Source organism: Bacillus sp. FG16, from assembly GCF_057809515.1.
Genome location: NZ_JBMDKC010000009.1, coordinates 50,998 through 72,409, shown reverse-complemented (window position 1 = coordinate 72,409; position 21,412 = coordinate 50,998). Strand labels below are relative to the sequence as shown.

Genomic DNA, 21,412 nt, shown 5'->3' with positions numbered 1-21,412 from the left:
ACACTTGTTTGCAGTTATTGGGCTGCCCTTTTCATTCATAAGCGTTGCATCTTTTATACTCTCTACTTTTCCGTTAATAAAATGGATTTTTCTTTTATTCCTTCAAATTCATTTAGTACATACATAGCTATTTTTTCAACTGCAGGTGAATCTACTATTTCCTCATGTGATCCAGGGACTGAATACCTATTTACTCTACCTTTTAATAAAGGTCCCCAATCTGTAAACAACTCTTTTCCTTCCTCAGCACTAAAGTAGAGAACTTCTCCAGAGTATGGTATTAAATCATGCTCTGCCATTAAGTTCAGGCATTTCCTATGAGCATTGATAACTTGCTTCAAATTCATAAGATCTGCATCTGGCGGGAGTACTCCTTCCATAATTAATCGCTCCACAAGCATATCTTGTTTATGGATGAGGCCTTCTTCCTGCTCAGTAAAATCTCTAGGAATGAAATGCTCATATATATATGAGAGCATATCCTCCGTTGTTTTATAGTCCTGCTCTGAAGGTACTTTAGTATCCATTAGTATCAACAACTCAACTTCCTCACCTTGATTCTTTAGTACAGTTGCGATTTTATAAGCAATTGCACCGCCTAAAGACCATCCTCCAAGACGATATGGACCTTCTGGCTGAACACGTTTTATTTCTTCGATGTAAAGTTGAATTACTTCCGGCAAAGTTAACTCGTCAATTTCTTTCTTTTCTATAAGAGGATTCTGTAAACCATAAAATGAACAATGGTTCTTAAGCAATCTTGCTAGTTGAATGTAACAGAATACATTCCCCATAAACGGATGAACGCAGAAGAAAGGTCTTTTCTCTGATTCTTGTAGTGGAACTAGCGCTACTACTGATTTCGTCATATCATGCTTATCACGAATAAGGCATGCGATTCCTTCCACTGTTGGATTCTTAATCAATGTAGACACCTTAATCTCTTTTCCAAACTTCTCCTTAATTTTTGAAACTAATTTAATTACAAGGAGAGAGTGTCCTCCTCTATTAAAGAAATCATCATTTACATAGACATCTTCTATCTGTAACACATCCTGCCAGATTTCAATCAACTGATATTCAATTTCATCCCTTGGAATGATTGGTGTAGAGAAGTTATTTTCTCTATGAATAGTTAAATTGTTCAACGCCTTTCGATCAACTTTGCCATTCGTTGTAAGAGGAATCTCGTCTACCTTAATAAAGTGAGCGGGAACCATATAATTTGGTACTTGTGTCTTGAGATATTCACGCCACTCATGCATACTACCATCTCCAACTACATAAGCAACCAATCTCTGCTCTCCTAATTTATCCTCTGTTACCAAAACTACTGCTTCTTTTACCAATGGATGCCCCTCTAGATTCGCTTCAATCTCTTCAAGTTCAATACGAAAGCCCCTAATTTTCACTTGATTATCAATTCTTCTCAAGTAATCTAAATTACCATCAGGTAAATAACGAACCAAATCTCCCGTACGATATAAACGCTCTTCTTCATTAAATGGATGACGGATAAATCGCTCTGCTGTTAATTCTGGACGATTCAAGTATCCTCTCGCTATACCTGCACCACCGATATATAGCTCACCTGTTACACCAACTGGAACAGGTAGCAAATTTTTATCCAATACATAAGTTTGAACGTTCGGCAACGGACGTCCAATCGTAATTCTCTTACTATCTGTTTGAATATGATAACACGTTGCATCAACCGTACATTCTGTAGGACCGTATACGTTATAAAAATCAATTTTTTCGGTCTCTACTAGCTGTTCCCATAATGACGGCATGATTGCTTCACCACCGACTAATATCTTACTTGGTACATGAACATCAGCACTTATTTCTAGCAACCCTCCATCTATAAGTAATTGAAGTAATGAAGGTGTCATATCAAACATTTCCAATTTATTCTCCCTAATATAGGACACAAATTGTTCCGGATTAGTGCGAACTTCACTTGGGATAATATATAAACTTGAACCATAAAGCAACATTTGTAATTGCTGAATAGATACATCAAAGGCAATTGACGCATTCAAACCGACGCGCATATTACTAGGTATGTCATGTGAGAAAACTTCTTTTTGTAAACCATAGGATAGGTTTATTACAGAATGGTGCTGTACTAAAGCCCCCTTTGGATTCCCTGTCGAACCAGAAGTATAGATAACATACGCTAAGTTTTCCCCTGTTACCTCACATATTGGTGAAAGTTTGCTTTCTTGAGAAAGCATTGCTTGGTCCCTATCTAGGCAAACTGTCTTGATGTCTTTAGGTATCCATCCTAGTAATACCTCATTTGTAACTAACACTTTAATTCCCGTGTCTTGTAAAATATATTGCAGGCGGCTTTCCGGATTCGATGGATCCAATGGAACATAGGCTGCTCCAGCCTTCCAAATTCCCATGAGACCAACAATCATCTCAACTGATCGATCAAAGCAGAGGCCAACTAATGACTCTGTCCCAATTCCACATTTCTGTAAATGATGGGCTAATTGATTAGCTCTTTCATTCAGCTCTCGATACGTTAGTTGCTGTTTTTCATCTACCACTGCCACCGCGTCAGGTGTACGATTTACTTGCTCTTCGAATAGTTGATGAATTACATTCTCACGTGGATAGGATATAGCATTATTATTCCATTCTTCCAATAGCTTTCTTTGTTCAGCCTCCGTAATATATACTAGCTCCGATAGATTTTGATCAATGTTTTTGAGCATTTGCATTAACACTTTGTGTAAATGACCCAGCATTCGTTCAATAGTTACTCTATTAAACTTACTACGGTCATACATTAACTTTAACGATAACTGAATTCCTGGAACTACAGCCAATCCTAATGGATAGTGGGTTTGTTCTACCCCTTTCAATTCACCAATTTCCAGATTTTCTGAAGATTCTTCTTTCACTGGATAATTTTCAAACACATATAAACAATTGAACAGCGGTGTACCTCTAGGAACCTCACTCCACCCCTGAATCTCTGTCAAAGAAGCATACTCATATTGTCTTCTTTCTATCTCTTCCTCTTGTAACTTCTGCAACCAATCTATTACTTTTATATCATCCATCAATTGAATTCGCGTCGGTGACGTTGTAATGAAAGGACCTACGATGTTTTCAACACCAATAATCTCCGTAGAACGCCCTGAGCTTGTTACACCAAAGACAATGTCATTTTCTCCACTATATCGGCTCATGAGATATGCCCATGCACCTTGAATTACTGTACTCAAAGTAAGTTTATTTCGTTTCGCCCATCCTTGTAACTCTTGAGTCTGCTCTTCTGATAAATACGTAACCTTCTCTGTGTAACCTTTTTCTTCCTCTTTATTTTCTAAGCCCAGTAAAGTTGGTACAGTAAAACCTTTTAGCTTCTCTCTCCAGAATTGTTCCGCCTGCTCCTTATCTTGTTCTCTGAGCCATTGGATATATTTCTTATATGGTGAGGATTTAGGTAACTTTACAGCTTCTCCATTCATTCTCTTCTGATAGACTGTAAGTAATTCATTAAAGACCAATGGTAAACTCCATCCATCCAGTAAAATATGGTGATGTGTCCAAACAACCCGATATTCTTCCTCACCTTCTTGAATGACCGTTACCCGCATCAATGGTGCTTCATCAAATTGGAAGGCTTGTTTTCGATCTAATTCCAAAAAGACTTTTCTTTTTTCTTCTATCTCTTCACTTGTCATTGTACTCCAGTCTTCTTTGTTCACTTTAAATGGGATATTTTCATACACCACTTGTACAGGTTCTTCAATTTCGTCCCATACAAATGCTGTACGAAAAATTTCATGCCGCTGAATTACAGATTTCCACGCCTGCTCAAAAGTAGGAATATCCATTTCCCCTTGAATCATAAAACTCAATTGCACTATATACGGTGCAACATGTTCATCCCCTTGATCATGCAATGTGTGGAAGATCATACCTTCTTGCAAAGGTGATAGTGGATATAAATCAGTAATCTGATTTTTCTTTCCACGATGCATTTTATTTAGTACATTTGTCAAACCTTCTTGGCTAAGATTAGCCATTGCAAAATCCGAAATGGTCAGTGCAGATTCTCTATCTGAAGATTGAATCAATCTACTCAGTTGATATAGCATATTCTGTGCAATACTTTGAATCGTTGATTTGGCAAATTGTCCAACATTGTATACCCAAGTGAACTGAAGTTTTCCATCCGTTACAACCCCAATTACATCAATTACATGCGATCGCTTGGAACCGGCAGCATGATCTAAACGCTTAAATTCGTTCTCTGGAATAAACATTGCATCGCTAGAAAACATTTGGTCAAATTGTCCAAGATAGTTAAAACTAATAGACGGTGTATATTGGGAGCTTAATGGCTCACACATTGTTGTGTTCATGTAACGCAACACCCCATAATCAACACCCTTATTAGGAATTTTGCGAACTTGTTCTTTAACTGCTTTTAATGCTGCAATTGGCGTATTAGCATTAGTAATATTTAAATGAACTGGGTAAATACTTGTAAACCATCCCACGGTTCTCGATAAATCAACATCTTCAATAATCTCTTCTCGACCATGTCCCTCTAAATCTACGCTTAATATCGGCTGTCCCGTACATGCTGCTGTAGCTTGTACCAATGCTGCTAATAATACTTCATTGATTTGGACACGGTGAGTGCTTAAAGTCTCTTGCAATAACATACCGGTCTCATTCTCGTTTAACACCACAGTAATTTCCTCAGTTACTGCGCTTACTGGATTACTTATAGTACCATCTACTGGCAGTATAACTACGTCTTGTTCAACCTGCTGCTCCCAGTAATGTAGCACTTCTTTTGATATTCCAGTTTGAGCGTAATGTTGTAATTTCTCCGACCATTCTTTAAAAGATGTACTCTTCATAGGTAATTGAATTTTTTGCCCTTGGACCGCTTGCGTATATGCTGTTTGCAAATCTTCCAATAAAATTCGCCAAGAAACACCATCCACGGCTAAGTGATGAATTGTCCAAAATAATCGGCCAGTCTCCTCACCTTCATCAAAATACACCATTCTCATTAAAGGACCATCATGTAAATTCAATCTTTCTTGTGCAACATTAATCTCTTTTTGAATAACTTCATGCCAATCCGCTTCCGGCACTTCGTCTAATGAAATGACAGTCAGCATCAATTGTTCTTCAATTCCTTCATTCCACTGTTCCCAAGTCCCATTAGGTAAACGTTCATATCTTAAACGCAGGGCATCATGATGAAGTAGAAGGTTACGCGCTGCCTTTTCCAGTGACCCTATGTCCAATTTTTCTTTCGTTCTAAAGAACATGGATTGATTCCAATGATGTGGATTAGGATGATTTTGTACAAAAAACCTTTGCTGAATAGGTGTAAGTATCGTCTCTCCAGTTATAATTCCTTGTTCAGCTTGTACACCTTGTTCTTCTTTGACTACTTGCGCCAACTCAGCAATCGTTTGGTGTTCAAATATTTGTTTTGGTGTCAATTGTAAACCAGCTTGCTTCGCGCGAGAGACAATCTGAATACTAAGAATTGAATCTCCACCAATTTCAAAGAAGTTATCATTCATACCAATACGTTTTGAACCTAGCACACGTTCCCAAATGATAGAAAGCTTATGTTCACGTTCATTTCTTGGGGCCACGTATCCTTCTTGTGTTCCTTGATAATTTGGTATAGGTAATGATTTCCGATCAATCTTTCCATTTATGGTTAGCGGTAATTCTTTCATTTCGACAAAGTAGGAAGGTATCATATGGATTGGCAGTTTTGTTTTTAGATACTCTCGCCATTCTTCTAAACTGCCTTCGCCCACTACATAAGCTACCAGCCTCTTATCTCCCGACTGATTTTCCCTAACCATTACAACTGCCTCTTTTACCAAGTCATGCTCTTGTAAAGTCGACTCAATCTCCCCAAGTTCGATTCGAAATCCTCTAATCTTCACTTGATTATCCATTCTTCCTAAGTAGTCTATATTACCATCAGGAAGATATCTCACAAGATCACCTGTTCTATATAACCTCTCGCCTTCTTTGAATGGATGAGAAATAAATCGTTCGGATGTTAACTCTGGACGATTCAAGTACCCCTTTGCTAGACCTACTCCTCCGATATAAAGTTCCCCCATCACACCAACTGGAACTGGCAACCTATTACTATCTAATACATAAGTTTGGACGTTAGGCAATGGACGCCCAATTGTTACTCTCTTACTATCTTTTTTGATATGATAGCATGTTGCATCAACCGTACATTCTGTAGGACCATATACATTATAAAACTGTATTTTATCAGTCTCTACTAGCTGTTCCCATAATGACGGCATAATTGCTTCACCACCAACCAGTACCTTACTTGGAACATGAACGCCATCGCACGTTTCTAACAATCCGGCATCTATAAGTAATTGAAGCAATGAAGGTGTTATATCAAAGATTTCTAACTTGTTCTCCCTAATATAAGCTACAAACTGCTCCGGATCACTTCGTACTTCATTCGGAATAATATACAAACTTGAACCATAAAGCAGCATTTGTAATTGCTGGATAGATGCATCAAAGGCAATTGACGCATTTAAACCGACATGCACGTTAGATGGTATCTCATGTTCGAAAACCTCTTTTTGTAAACCATGCGACAAGTTTAGGACAGAATGATGCTGTATCAAGACACCCTTTGGATTCCCCGTTGATCCTGAAGTATAGATAACATATGCTAAGTTTTCTCCTGTTACTTCACATTTTGGTGAAAGAATGCTTTCTTGTGAAATCATTGCTTGATCCCTATCTAGACAAACTATCTTGATTTCTTTAGGTATCCAGTCTTCCAATGACTCGTTCGTAACTAATACTTGAATTCCAGTGTCCTCCAAAATATATCGTAGACGACTTTCTGGATATGATGGGTCTAATGGAACATAGGCTGCTCCAGCCTTCCAAATCCCCATAATACTAACAATCATCTCAACTGAACGCTCAAAGCAAAGTCCAACCAATGATTCATTCCCAATCCCGCATTGCTGAAGATAGTGGGCCAATTGATTAGCTTTTTCATTCAGCTCTCGATACGTTAACTTCTGTTTTTCATCTACCACTGCTACCGCATCAGGTGTACGATTTACTTGCTCTTTAAACAGCTGATGAATCGTACTTTCCTGTGGATATGCTACAGCATCATTATTCCACTCCTCCAACTGTTTTTGCTGTAATCCTGACAATATAGGCAACTTAGCTAATGATTTATCAGGATTCTCCACGATTACATTCAACCAGTTCCCAAAATGTTCAGCCATGGATTCAATAGTTAAGCTGTCAAATAAATCAGTTCTATAAACAAAAGTAAGTAATAAACCCTCTTCCACTTCTGCAGCAGTTAAACTTAAATCAAACTTAGCGATAGGAGCATTACTTTCCATTACTTCTATATTTCTTCCATGTAGTTCTGGTAGCTTCTGTCCCGTATTTTGCAAAGTAAACATGGTTTGGAAAATCGGAGAATGGCTTGTATTTCGTTCAGGCTGGATAACCTCTACAATTTTCTCAAACGGAACATCTTGATACTCATACGCCTTCAATGCTTTTATCCGCACTTGAGACAACAACTCTTGAAATGCCGGTGCATTACTTAAATCAGCTCGATAAACCAATGTATTGACAAAGAAACCAATCAGTCCTTCAATTTCTCGATAATTTCGATTTGCAATTGGGCTGCCAACAATAATATCCGTTTGTCCCGTATAACGAGCAAGGAAACTTTGATACGATGCCAATAAGGTCATGAAAAGTGTGGCCCCTTCTTGACGACTTAGTTCGTTTAATTTATCCAGTAATGAGCGCGATAACAAAACATTATGAGTTAATCCATGGTGGGTTTGCACTGGCGGACGCGGACGATCCATTGGCAACATTAAGACTGGTAACTCACCGGATAATTCTTCCTTCCAATACGCAAGTTGTTGATATAGTACTTCATCTTTCAACCATTCTCTTTGCCACTGAGCAAAATCGGCATATTGAACTGGTAGTGGTTCCAGCTCTGCTTGTTTTTCACCAATCGCATTCTCATAAAATGCCATCCATTCTTGAAGCAAGATTTCCATCGACCATCCATCTGAGATAATATGATGCATATTACATAGAAGAACCCATTCTTCTTCTGAAATTCTTATGAGTTTCCCACGGAACAATGGCCCTTTTTCTAAATCAAATGGAGATTCGACTTCAGTTTGAATCCATTGCTCCAACTTTCTTTCTCGCTCCTCTAATGAAAGCTTAGTTAAGTCCATTTGCAGAAGCGGACGGAAAACGTACGGTTGAATCTGCTGCATAGGATGGCCATCCTCTTCATAAAATACAGTCCGCAAAGATTCATGACGCTCTATCAACTGATTCCATCCCAACTCCAATGCCTCAGGTAACCAATTCCCTGTAAGACGGCATGCCATTGGCATATTATAAAGTGCACTATTAGGTGCAAATTGATCAATAAACCATAAGCGCTGTTGGGCATAAGACAGTGGAATATTTCCCCCTCGTTCCATCGGCATCAATGGTGGAATTTCTCGTTTTTCGCTCCCCTTACGTAACTGATCTATTCGTTTCGATAATGCCTCGACCGTTGAATATTCGAACAGTTCACGTACTGGCAATTTGATTTGAAAGACTTCCTGTAAGCGTGAGACCACTTGTGTAGCAAGTAGAGAGTGACCACCGAGCTCAAAGAAAGAATCCTGAACATCAATGTCTCTTATTCCTAGCACTTGACTCCACACTGAAGCAATAAGTTCTTCCAGCGGAGTTCTTGGGTATACAGTATTTTCAGCGGATTGTTCACTAAGTATAGGCAATGCCTTCAGATCAAGCTTTCCATTCGGTGTAAGTGGTAAAAATTCCATCTCAATAAAGTTTGTTGGAACCATGTAATTAGGTAAATGTGTTTGTAGATGTTCTCGCCATTCATGGACACTTCCTTCACCAACTACATAAGCTACTAATCTCTTATCACCTTGATTATCCTCTCGCGCCAATACAACAGCTTCTTTCACAGAAGAATGCGCCTGCAAAACAGCTTCTATTTCTCCCAATTCAATCCGGAAACCACGAATTTTCACTTGGTCATCTATACGTCCATGGAACTGGAGATTACCATCAGAAAGATAACTTGCTTTGTCTCCTGTATAATAGAGACGTTCTCCTGACTTGAAAGGATGTGGAATAAATTTTTCCTTTGTAAGATCCGGACGATTAGCATATCCACGTGCAAGGCTTTTCCCTCCAATATAGAGATCTCCAATTACACCAATTGGTACTAGCTGAAGATGAGAATCTAACACGTAAACTTCTGTATTCGCAATCGGTCGACCAATCGATGGCGTACCTGTTGTCACTCCTACAGGTACGTAACAATCTGTGGTAACAACGGTATTTTCCGATGGACCATACTGATTAATTACCACAAAAGGAATATCGTTAGATGGATACTGCGTTAATTGATCCCCACCAGTAATGATAAAACGAAGCTCCGTTTTATCTGGCCAAGATAATTTCAATAGTCTTTCCAGAATAGGCGTAGGTGCAAAACTAACTGTTATTTGTGAATCCATGAGCCAGTCCCTTAGCGCTTCTGGATTAATTCTCAGTTCCTCTGTTGACAAGTAGAGTGCTGCGCCAGCAGTTAGATACGGCCAAATCTCCTGGACAGCCGAATCAAAAGCAACCCCTGCAATCTGAGTCGCACGATCCTCTGCTGAAATTTGATAAACTTCTTGATGCCAAGAAACCATATTCATTAATGAGCGATTTTCAACCATGACACCCTTCGGTTTTCCTGTAGAACCAGAGGTATAAACAATATAGGCTAAGTTCTCTGGATTTATTTGACGTGTAGGTGCGATTACGCTTTCCACCGTTAGTTCTTCTAACCTCACCATTTCGACGTGTGCGAAATGTCCTTCTTGTCCTTCCGCCGTCACTACAAATTGAATTCCTGCATCTTCAATCATGTATTCTAACCTTGATTTTGGATACAACGGATCTAAAACAACATAAGCTCCACCAGCTTTTAAAATGCCTAGTAAACTCGCCATTAGCTCAGCTGACCTTGGAAGATAAACTCCTACCACTGACTCTGGGGCTACTCCCTTTCGCCGTAAAACATTTGCCAACTGATTTGCTTGTGTATCCAGTTCACCATAAGTCCACTGTTTTGTTTGATCAACTACCGCAATCGCATCCGAACGCCTTGCTACTTGCTCCTCAAATCTGTCGCAAATAAGACCCTGATGAGACATTTCCATTACAGTGTCATTCCATGTTTCTAATAACAAAGTACGCTCGGGTTCTGATAACATGCTTAGGTCATGCAACGGATTTTGTGGGTGATGAGAAACTTCATATAGCCATTTCTCAAAGTGTCCTGCCATCCGTTCAATAGTAGTAGCATTGAATAAATCCTTATTGTACTCAAAAGTAAAAAGTAATCCCTCTTCCGTCTCAACTGCCATTACACTTAAATCAAACTTTGCAATTGGACTATGGCTTTCTATCATTTCAATACTTCTACTAGATAACACCGGAAACTCTTGTTTCATATTTTGCAAAATGAACATAGTCTGGAAGATTGGCGAATGACTTGTACTTCGCTCCGGTTGCACAACTTCTACAATTTTTTCAAATGGAATATCTTGATATTCATACGCCTTCAATGCCTTTTGACGAACCTGATACAGTACATCTTGAAATGTCGGTCTACCACTCAAATTAGCTCGATAAACCAGCGTGTTAACGAAGAAACCAATTAGTCCTTCAATTTCTCTATAATTCCGATTCGCAATTGGGCTTCCGACCAGGATATCTTCTTGTCCCGTATAACGAGATAGAAAACTTTGATATGCAGCTAAAAGCGTCATGAAGAGTGTAGCCCCTTCTTTTCGACTAAGTTCATTCAATTTATCATGTAGCGTGCCTGGCAGAACCAGAGTGTATGTCGACCCGTGATGAGTTTGTATTGCGGGACGCGGGCGATCCATAGGAAGTTGGAGTACAGGAAGCTCCCCAGACAATTCTTCCCTCCAATATTGGAGTTGTTGATCAAGCACCTCCTCCTTTAGCCATCCTTTTTGCCACTGAGCAAAGTCAGCATATTGAACCGGTAATGGTTCAAGTTCCGCTACCTTTCCATCCGTTGCTTTCTCATAAAATGCCATCCATTCTTCAAGTAGGATTCCCATTGACCATCCATCTGAAATGATATGATGTAGAGTACAAAGGAGTATCCATTCTTCCTCTCCCACATGCAAAATACTTGTCCTGATTAATGGACCTTCTGTTAAATCAAATGGCACTTCTGTTTCTTGTTGAATTAAACGTTTAACTTCTTCTTCTTGATCTTCAGAAGAAAGCATAGTTAAATCCGTTTTCGGAATTGATTGAAAAGCATACGGTTCAATTTGCTGTACGGGTTGACCGTTCACTTCGTGAAAGACCGTCCGCAGTGATTCATGACGTTCTATTAGTTGATTCCATCCCGTTTCCAATGCTTCAAGTAGCCAATTCCCTGTAAGGCGGCATACCATTGGCATATTGTAAAGGGCACTATTAGGTGTAAATTGATCAATGAACCATAAGCGTTGTTGGGCATAAGATAGTGGGATAGCTTCTCCTCGTTTCATTGGTATTAGCGGCGGAATCTCTCGTTTTTTATCTCCTTTACGTAACTGATCTAGTCGCTTTGCCAGTGACTCCACCGTTGTATATTCAAATAGTTCACGTACTGGTAATTCGATTTGAAAAATTCCCTGTAAACGTGAAACTACTTGAGTAGCTAGTAGTGAATGACCACCGATTTCAAAAAAGGAATCCTGAACATTAATATTTTTTATTCCTAACACTTGGCTCCAAACGGAAACGATAAGCTCCTCCACTGGTGTTCGTGATGAAGTAATATCTTCACTTATGAACTGTTCTTCTAATTCCAGTAAGGCTTTCCGATTCACCTTACCATTTGGAGTGAGTGGCATACCTTCAATTTTGAAAAAGTATGCCGGAACCATATAATGTGGCAGTTGCTTCTTGAGATATTCACGCCACTCCCCAGTATCGCCTTCACCCACTACATAAGCTATTAACTGCTTATCTCCTGGTCGATTTTCCTTCACCAACACGACTGCCTCTTTTACAGATGAGTGATCATGTAAAGCTGCTTCAATTTCTCCCAATTCAATTCGGAATCCTCTAATTTTAACTTGGTTATCTATTCTTCCAATATATTCTAAGTTACGATCATTCATATATCTCACCAAGTCACCCGTTCGATATAATCGTTCCCCCTCCTTAAAGGGATGCGGAATAAAACGTTCAGTAGTTAAATCCGGTCGATTGAAGTAGCCACGTGCTAATCCTACTCCTCCAAGGTAAAGTTCCCCTGCCACACCAATCGGGACCACTTGTTGATATTGATCTAACACATACAACTCTGTATTATTAATCGGACGACCAATCGGAATAAGCATTGGTTCTTTTTCTAAATCACAATCGTAATAAGTCACATCCACAGTTGCTTCAGTAGGACCATACAAGTTAATTAACTTTGTTTGCTGAGCATTGTAAAAGATCCCCTTAAACCGGCGAACCTGCTCAGTGTTTAACGCTTCTCCACTAGTAAAAACTTGAATTAAAGACGAGACATCCCTTTTCGAATTATATAGTTCCATATAATTTAAGAAAGTAGATAACATCGACGGAACAAAGTGTATGGTGGATACACGGTATCGTTCAATATACTCCTCAATCACCGCAGGATCTTTCTCTCCTCCTGGTGGAAGTAAACAAACACGTGCTCCTACAAATGACCACCAAAATAATTCCCAGACAGAAACATCGAACGAAAACGGTGTCTTTTGTAGGATTGTATCCTCCTCGGACAATGGATATTTTTTCTGCATCCACTGTAGGCGATTGATAACGGAATGATGTTCAATCATTACCCCCTTTGGATTTCCTGTCGAACCCGAAGTGTATATGATATAGGCTAAGTTATTTGCTGTTACTCCACTTACCGGAGCTAAATTACTCTCTTTAGAAATCATCACTTGATCCCGGTCTAAACAAATTGCTTGAATATCTTTAGGTAACCAGTCCTGTAGTGCCTCTTTTGTTAACAGCACTTGAATTTGTGAATTCTCCAAAATATATCTTAGGCGTTTTTCGGGATAACTTGGGTCCAGTGGAACATAAGCCCCACCTGCCTTCAAAATCCCAAAGAGACCAATAATCATATCAGGAGAACGTTCAATACATATACCAACCAATGATTCAGGTCCGATACCTCGTTTTTGTAGAAAATGTGCCAATTGATTCGATTTTTCATTCAGTTCTTGATACGTTAGCTTTCCACCCTCATAAACTACCGCCACTGCATCAGGTGTCCGTGCAACTTGCTGCTCAAATAGCTCATGAATCATACGATCATGACCATAAACTACGTCCGTATCATTCCATTCTTCTAGGAGTTGTTTTTGCTCAGTATCCGATAACATTGACAGCTTTGTATATGATTCATCTGGATGATACGTGATTTCATTTAGCCAGTTCTCAAAATGTACTGCCATACGCGCAATGGTACTACTATCAAATAAATCCGTGTTGTATTCAAATGAGACGAATAGACCTTCTTCCACTTCATAGGCAGTTAAGCTCAAATCAAATTTAGCAATAGACATATTACTTTCTACCATTTCAATACTTCTATCAGGCAAATCTAGTCGTTCTTGTTTTATATTCTGTAGCGTAAACATGGTCTGAAATATAGGGGAATGACTCATGCTTCGTTCAGGTTGCACAGCTTCTACCACTTTTTCAAATGGGATATCTTGATATTCGTATGCTTTTAACGCCTTTTTCTTTGTTTGGTTCAAAATCTCCCGAAAAGTAGGGTTGCCACTCAAATCTGATCGATAAACCAACGTATTAACAAAGAAACCAATTAATCCTTCTACTCCCTTATGGTTCCGATTTGCAATCGGGCTACCAACTAGAATATCTTTTTGTCCCGTATAACGAGCAAGAAAGCTCTGGTATGCGGACATTAAAGTCATAAATAAAGTAGATCCTTCTTGTCGACTTATATCCTTCAATTGACTGAGCAATTTATAAGGAAAAATCACATGATGCGTAGCCCCAGAGTAGGTCTGCTTAACCGGCCGAGGTCGATCCACTGGCAGTTGTAAGATAGGAAGCTCACCAGATAATTCTTCCTGCCAATACGTAAGCTGACGATTTAGCACATCACCTTGCAACCACTCCTTTTGCCACTTCGCAAAGTCTGCATATTGAATGGATAATGAACTTAATTTAGCAGGATTTCCACCCATTTCTTCTTCATAGAAAGCAAGTAATTCATTCATGAATATACCAATGGACCAAGCATCAGAAATAATATGATGCATCGTACACAGTAATAACCATTCATCCTTCTCTAATTGAACAAGCTGATTACGAATTAAAGGACCATTCATTAAATCAAATGGTTCTTGCGCTTCTCTCGCAATTAAACTATCTACCTCTTTTTCTTTTACTTTTAGAGGAAGTTGAGAGTAATCCCTTACAGGTAATGCTCTAGGAAGAAATTCGAGAATTTGTTGCACAGGCTGTTCTCCTACTTCTTTAAAAACAGTTCGTAATGATTCATGACGTTCAATGAGTCGATTGAATCCCTTCTCTAATGCTTCAGGTATCCAATTTCCTTTTAGATGCCATACTGTTGGAATATTATATAAAGAACTGTTTGGGTTAAATCTGTCCATAAACCACAAACGTTGTTGCGCATAAGACAACGGGAGTGCTTCTTTATTCTCCTTTTTTTGCATTTGCTTCTGAAGCCATGCTCTCTTCTCAGGAGAAAGTGAACTCAGCTTTGCAAGTAAATCACTTCTCATTTTTTTACCCCTTCCTCAATCAAATTACTCTCGAATATCCCATGTGCTTCTTCCTCTGATAGCTCTTCTAATTGCTTAAGCAGTTCTAGTAATTCTTCATCATTACTGACTGCTGCTTCTTTTTGAATATAGTCTTGAAGACTTACATTCTCCTTAATATCATTCTGCATTTCTTGATTTTTGTTATAGAGCAATTGATCAATCTGTTCTGCCAATTGCTGCACCGTATGAAACATAAATAAATCATGCAATGGTATCTCGATTTCAAAAGCCTCTTTAAGATTGGAAACAGCTTGCGTAGCGAGTAGTGAATGGCCACCAATTTCAAAAAACGAATCTTGAATTCCGATGTTTTCCATACCTAAAACTTCATGCCATATCGAAACGATTGTTTTTTCCGTAGACGTACGAGGAGCAATATAACCACTTGCTATCTCCTGTCTCTCTGGCGCTGGTAAGGCCTTCCTATCAATTTTCCCATTAGGAGTGAGTGGAAATGCATTTAATCCAACAAAATAGGCTGGAATCATATAATTTGGTAGTTGATCCTTGAGATAATCACGCCACTTTTGAGCATCCCCGTCTCCTACAACATAGGCGATCAAACGCGGATCGCCAGGATAATCTTCCCGCACCATCACAATAACTTCGTTAACTAGTGTATGCCTTTGTAATGTCGCTTCAATTTCTCCTAGTTCAATCCGGAACCCACGAATTTTCACTTGATGATCGATTCGTCCAACATACTCCAAATTTCCATCTGGTAAATACCTTACTAGATCTCCAGTCCGGTATACTCGCTCTCCTTCTTTAAACGGATGCGGTATAAAACGATCTTGCGTTAAGTCAGGGCGGTTTAAATATCCACGCGCTAACCCTGATCCACCAATGTATAGCTCACCAACTACACCAATTGGAACCATTTTTTGTTCGGCACTCAGTACATATACTTCTGTATTGAATATTGGTTTACCAATTTGTGGTACCCTATGCATGTCACACTTTTCTAATTCCATATACGTGGAATACGTAGTATCTTCGGACGGTCCATATAGGTTGTACACCTTTTCGATCGTACTTCTCTCGTATAAATCTTGAACAAGCGAATATGGCAATGGTTCTCCAGCCAAATTCATCACCTTTACCGAAGAAGGGATTGTTTTTGCTCGAACCAGTTCCTTCGCTGCCGATGGCACAGTATTAACCAAAGTCACACCTTTGGTAGACAACTTCTCTAGATGTAGAGCATTTTCAGTGACAATCACCTTACCACCCATCGTTAAGGGAACAAACACTTCAAAAACAGATAAATCAAAAGATAGCGAAGTTGAAGCTAACACTCCCGCTAATTCCTTTCGAGAATACGTGTGATGCGCCCAATGAATCATTGTTACTGTATTCCTGTGCTCAATCATTACTCCCTTTGGATTTCCAGTGGAACCTGAAGTATAGATAATATAGGCTAAGTTATCGCCCGTCACTTCACTCGTACATACTGTAGTTACTTCTTGTTCTATTTCTGCTCGATTACGATCAATACAAATCACGTTGACGAATTTAGGTATAACCATTTTTTGTTGTAACTTTTCCTGTGTCACCAGTACCTTTATTTGAGCATCTTCTAAAATGTACTGCAGTCGACTTTCCGGATACGCTGGATCAATTGGGACATATGCTCCTCCCGCCTTCATAATTCCTAAGAGACCGACAATCATCTCAGATGAACGTGTAACGCAAATCCCAACTAATGATTCGCATGTTACACCATTTTTTTGTAAATAATGTGCCAACTGATTCGAGCGTTCGTCCAACTCTCGATATGTTAGTTCTTCATCTTCGCACACTACTGCAATTGCTTCTGGTGTTTTTTTAACCTGTTCTTCAAACATTGTATGAATCGTACTTTCTTCCATATCTATAACACCCGATTTATTCCATTCCTCTAGTAGTTGCTTATATTCTACTTTCGATAACATATTCAGTTCTGATAGTACACATTTTGGATGAGAGACAATTTGATTTAACCAATGTTTAAAATGACTTGCCATACGTTCAATGGTTGTATCATTAAACAAATCAGTATTATATTCAAAGGTTAGTGATAATCCTTCTTCCGTCTCAGAAGCAAATAAACTCAAATCAAATTTGGCAACAGAAGCATGGCTTTCCATGAGTTCCATTTGTCTTTCAGATAGCTGAAGAAATTCTTGTTTCGTATTCTGTAAAGTAAACATAGTTTGGAATATTGGTGAATGACTTGTATTCCTTTCAGGTTTTACGAATTCTACCACTTTCTCAAATGGGATGTCCTGATACTCGTATGCTTTTAGCGCTTTTTTTCTTACCTGCGACAATAGTTCTTGGAACGTCGGATTCCCACTGAAATCAGCTCGATAAACCAACGTGTTTGCAAAGAATCCTATTAATCCCTCAATCTCTTTCACATTTCGATTAGCGATTGGGCTTCCAACTATAATGTCGTCCTGTCCTGTATAACGAGAAAGGAAGCTTTGATACGCTGCCATCAATGTCATAAATAAAGTGCATCCTTCTTGCAAACTTAAATCTTTGAGCTTTTCCTGTAGGGAATTCGCCACTATTAAGGACTGACTTGCACCACGATGGGTTTGAACTGCAGGTCGAGGACGATCCATCGGTAATTGTAAAACCGGTAGTTCCCCAGATAATTCTTCCTTCCAATATTGAAGGTGCTGATTCAAATTCTCCTCTTTTTGCCATTCCTTCTGCCACATGACAAAATCTGCATATTGGATAGATAACTCCTTCAATTCCACTGGTTTTCCGGTTAGTGCTCCTTCATAAAAAGCCATCCATTCTTCAAGTAAGATTCCCATTGACCATCCATCTGAAATAATATGATGCATCGTACAAATGAGAACCCATTCTTCCCTGTCCACTTTCAATATTCGTGTTCGAATCAGAGGATCTTGTCCAAAATGAAATGGTTCCTCCGCCTCGTTTTGAATAAGGCGTTTCCTTTCTCTTTCCCTATCTTCCAAAGAAAGATCTGTTAGATTCGTTTGAGGAATATGTCTGAACACATGAGATTGAACCTGTTGAAAAGGTTCACCCTCTTGTTCTAGAATTGTCGTCCTTAATGATTCATGACGCTCCAACAATTGATTCCATCCGACCTCCAATGCTTCAATTGACCATTTACCTGTTAAGCGACACGCTGCATGAATATTGTACATAGCACTATTTGGCATTAATTGATCAATAAACCATAGACGTTTCTGCGCATAGGAAAGTGGGATAACTTCTTCTCGTTTCATAGGTACAAGAGGAGCAACCTCTCGTTTTTTATCTTCTTTTCGTAACTGATCTACTCGTTTCGCCAATGCTTCCACTGTATCGTGCTTGAAAAGTTCACGTAATGGAATTTTAATTTGGAACAGTTCTTGCAATCTAGAGACGATTTGAGTAGCAAGTAGTGAGTGCCCACCACGTTCAAAGAAGGAATCTTGAATACCAATATTTTCTGTTCCTAACACTTGACTCCAAACCGAGGCAATAAGCTCTTCCGATGGCGTCCGAGGTAGCGCATTTAAATCTTCAATAGCTTGCTCATCAGGTGCTGGCAAGGCCTTTCGGTCAATTTTCCCATTCGGAGTAAGCGGGAAGTGTTCTAACTCTATAAAGTGCGCTGGAATCATATGATTCGGTAATTGGTTTTGTAAATACTCTCTCCACTCTTGGGTATTTCCATCGCTTATTACATATGCAACCAATCGTTGATCACCTGGACGATCTTCTCTAACTAATACAACAGCCTCTTTAATAAACGAACATTTTTCTAAAGTTGCTTCAATTTCTCCTAATTCAATCCTAAAACCACGCATTTTGACTTGATGATCCATTCTACCTATAAATTCTATATTTCCATCAGTTAGATATCTTACTGAATCTCCTGTTCGATATAGTCTTTCCCCCAATCGAAATGGGTGCGAAATGAATTTTTCAGCAGTAAGATTCTGACGATTTAAGTATCCACGCGCTAAACCAGCACCACCAATATATAACTCACCCTCAGTTCCTATTGATTGCAAGCGTTGATTTTGGTCTAATACATATAATTGCGTGTTCTGTATTGGCTGCCCAATAGAAACAAATTCTTGATTAGGCTGAATATCAAATGCATTCACATAAATAGTGGCTTCAGTTGGTCCATAAAAGTTGGTTAATTTCACTTGTTCACTATAATTCCATTTCTGTTGAAATCGTCTAACTAACCCTGAACTTAGTTCTTCTCCACCAGAAAATACATGGCGTACGGACGAACAATTCATGTTCAATTCAATATGATTGAAGTGATCTAAGAAAACAGATAACATCGAAGGTACAAATTGAACTATAGTAACCTGATGTTGTTTAATCACTTCAGCTATAATAGAAGGATCTTTTTCTCCACCTGGAGGTAGGAAAGATACACTTGCACCAACGTGAATGCCCCAAAACAATTCCCAAACAGAGACATCAAATGAGAATGGCGTTTTCTGCAAGACCACATCCTTTTCAGAAAGCGGATATTTATGTTGTATCCATTCTAGATAATTAATTACTGAATGATGCTCAATCATTACTCCCTTTGGATTCCCTGTAGATCCTGAAGTATACATAACATACGCTAAATTTTCTCCTGTTACACCACTTATACATGGGGTTGTTTCTTCTTTTTCAATTGCAGTGTAATCTTTATTCATACAAATCGTTTCTATATTTTCAGATACAAACAAATTTTTAGAATTCTCTTCCGTCACTAGTACTTCGATTCCAGCATCCTCTAATATATATCGAAGTCGACTCTCTGGATAAGTAGGGTCAAGTGGAACATACGCTGCTCCTGATTTTAGAATACCTAATAACGCTATCATCATTTGTAATGAACGTTCCATATATACCCCAACTAGAGACTCTGGGCCTACACCATGCTTTTGTAAATAATGAGCTAACTGATTTGCACGCTTCTCCAACTCTTTATAGGTAATTTGTTCATTTTCGTAACTAGCCGCGATTGCTTCCGGTGTTTTTTTTACTTGCTCCTCAAACATCGTATGAATCATGCCTTCAGCCGAATAATTAACTTGAGTATGATTCCATTCCTCTAGTAACTGTATTTGTTCTTCTTCTGTTAAATGAGTAATTTCAAATAGTTTTGAATCTAGGCTCTTCGTCATCTGAATTAATATTTGCAATAAGTGATTCTGAATCAGATTTATTGTTTCTTCATTAAAATAGCTTCGATCATACATCAACTTTAAAGTAATCTTCTTACCGGGCATTACAATGAGTGTTAAAGGATAATTTGTTTGTTCCGTGCTTTTAACATCTAGTAATCTTAAATCATCATTTCTCTCACCTTGAATTGGATAATTTTCAAACACATACAAGGTATGAAATAAGGAGCAATTTCGCGGAACCTCACTCCAGCCTTGAATATCTATCAACGAATTATACTCATACTGTCTTCGTTCCATTTCTTTCATTTGTATTTTACGAAGCCAATCTACTACTGATGCATTATCCGTTAATCGAATTCTGGTAGGTAATGTGTTAATAAATAGCCCCACCATATTCTCTGCTCCTATTAAATCAGTAGGACGTCCAGCGCTAGTTACGCCAAATACGACGTCACTGTCACCGCTATACCTACTCATCAAATAAGCCCATGCACCTTGTACTAACGTATTCAACGTTAATCGACTATTTCGTACCCACTTTTGTAAACTCTCAGTAAGTTCCTCAGATACTTGATAAGCAAACTCTCCATAACCCTTATCTTGTCCTTGATCCTTTCTTTCCATTGCTAATGGAGTGGGTGCATAGAACCCTTTTAATTCTTCTTTCCAAAATTCCTCTGCTTGACTTTGATCTTGTTTATTTATCCATTGAATATATTTTTTATAAGGAAGAGATTTAGGAAGATTCAACAATTCTCCCTTTATCATCTTGAGATAAACTTCCATCACTTCACTAAAGACCAATGACACACTCCATCCATCTAGCAAAATATGATGATGTGTCCAGATAATTCTCGTTTCCTCTTTTGCTTCTTTAATCGCAGTGACTCTCATCAATGGTGCTTCATCCAATAAAAATCCTTTCCTACGATCTGCAGTCAAAAACTGTTGTAATTTCTTCTCCTTCTCCTCATGCGAATAGGTACTCCAATCCTCTTGATGAATAGTAAAAGGAAGACATTCATAAATTGCTTGTAGAGGTTTTTCTACTTCCTCCCAAACAAATACTGAGCGCAGAACCTCATGTCGTTGAATAACATATTCCCAAGCTTTTTCAAAAGTAGCAATATCCAATTGCCCCCCGAGCAAGAAACCTACTTGTACAATATAGGAAAAAGAATGTTCATCATCTTGATCGTATAAAGTATGAAACAGTATTCCTTTTTGCAAAGGTGATAAACCATATATATCAATAACGTCTCCCAT

2 protein-coding genes are annotated in these 21,412 nt (G+C 38.7%); both read right to left on the bottom strand.

The features are described from left to right. Positions 1–62: 62 nt before the first annotated feature. Positions 63–14,945, bottom strand: coding sequence for a non-ribosomal peptide synthetase (locus tag ACODS7_RS05630; RefSeq protein WP_243168153.1), 14,883 nt, complete (start codon positions 14,943–14,945; stop codon positions 63–65). Continuing rightward, the gene (locus ACODS7_RS05625) at positions 14,942–21,412 is read right to left on the bottom strand and encodes a non-ribosomal peptide synthetase (RefSeq protein WP_243168154.1); all 6,471 of its coding nucleotides are present in this window, start codon (positions 21,410–21,412) and stop codon (positions 14,942–14,944) included. Before ACODS7_RS05625 ends, ACODS7_RS05630 begins: the two co-directional genes overlap by 4 nt.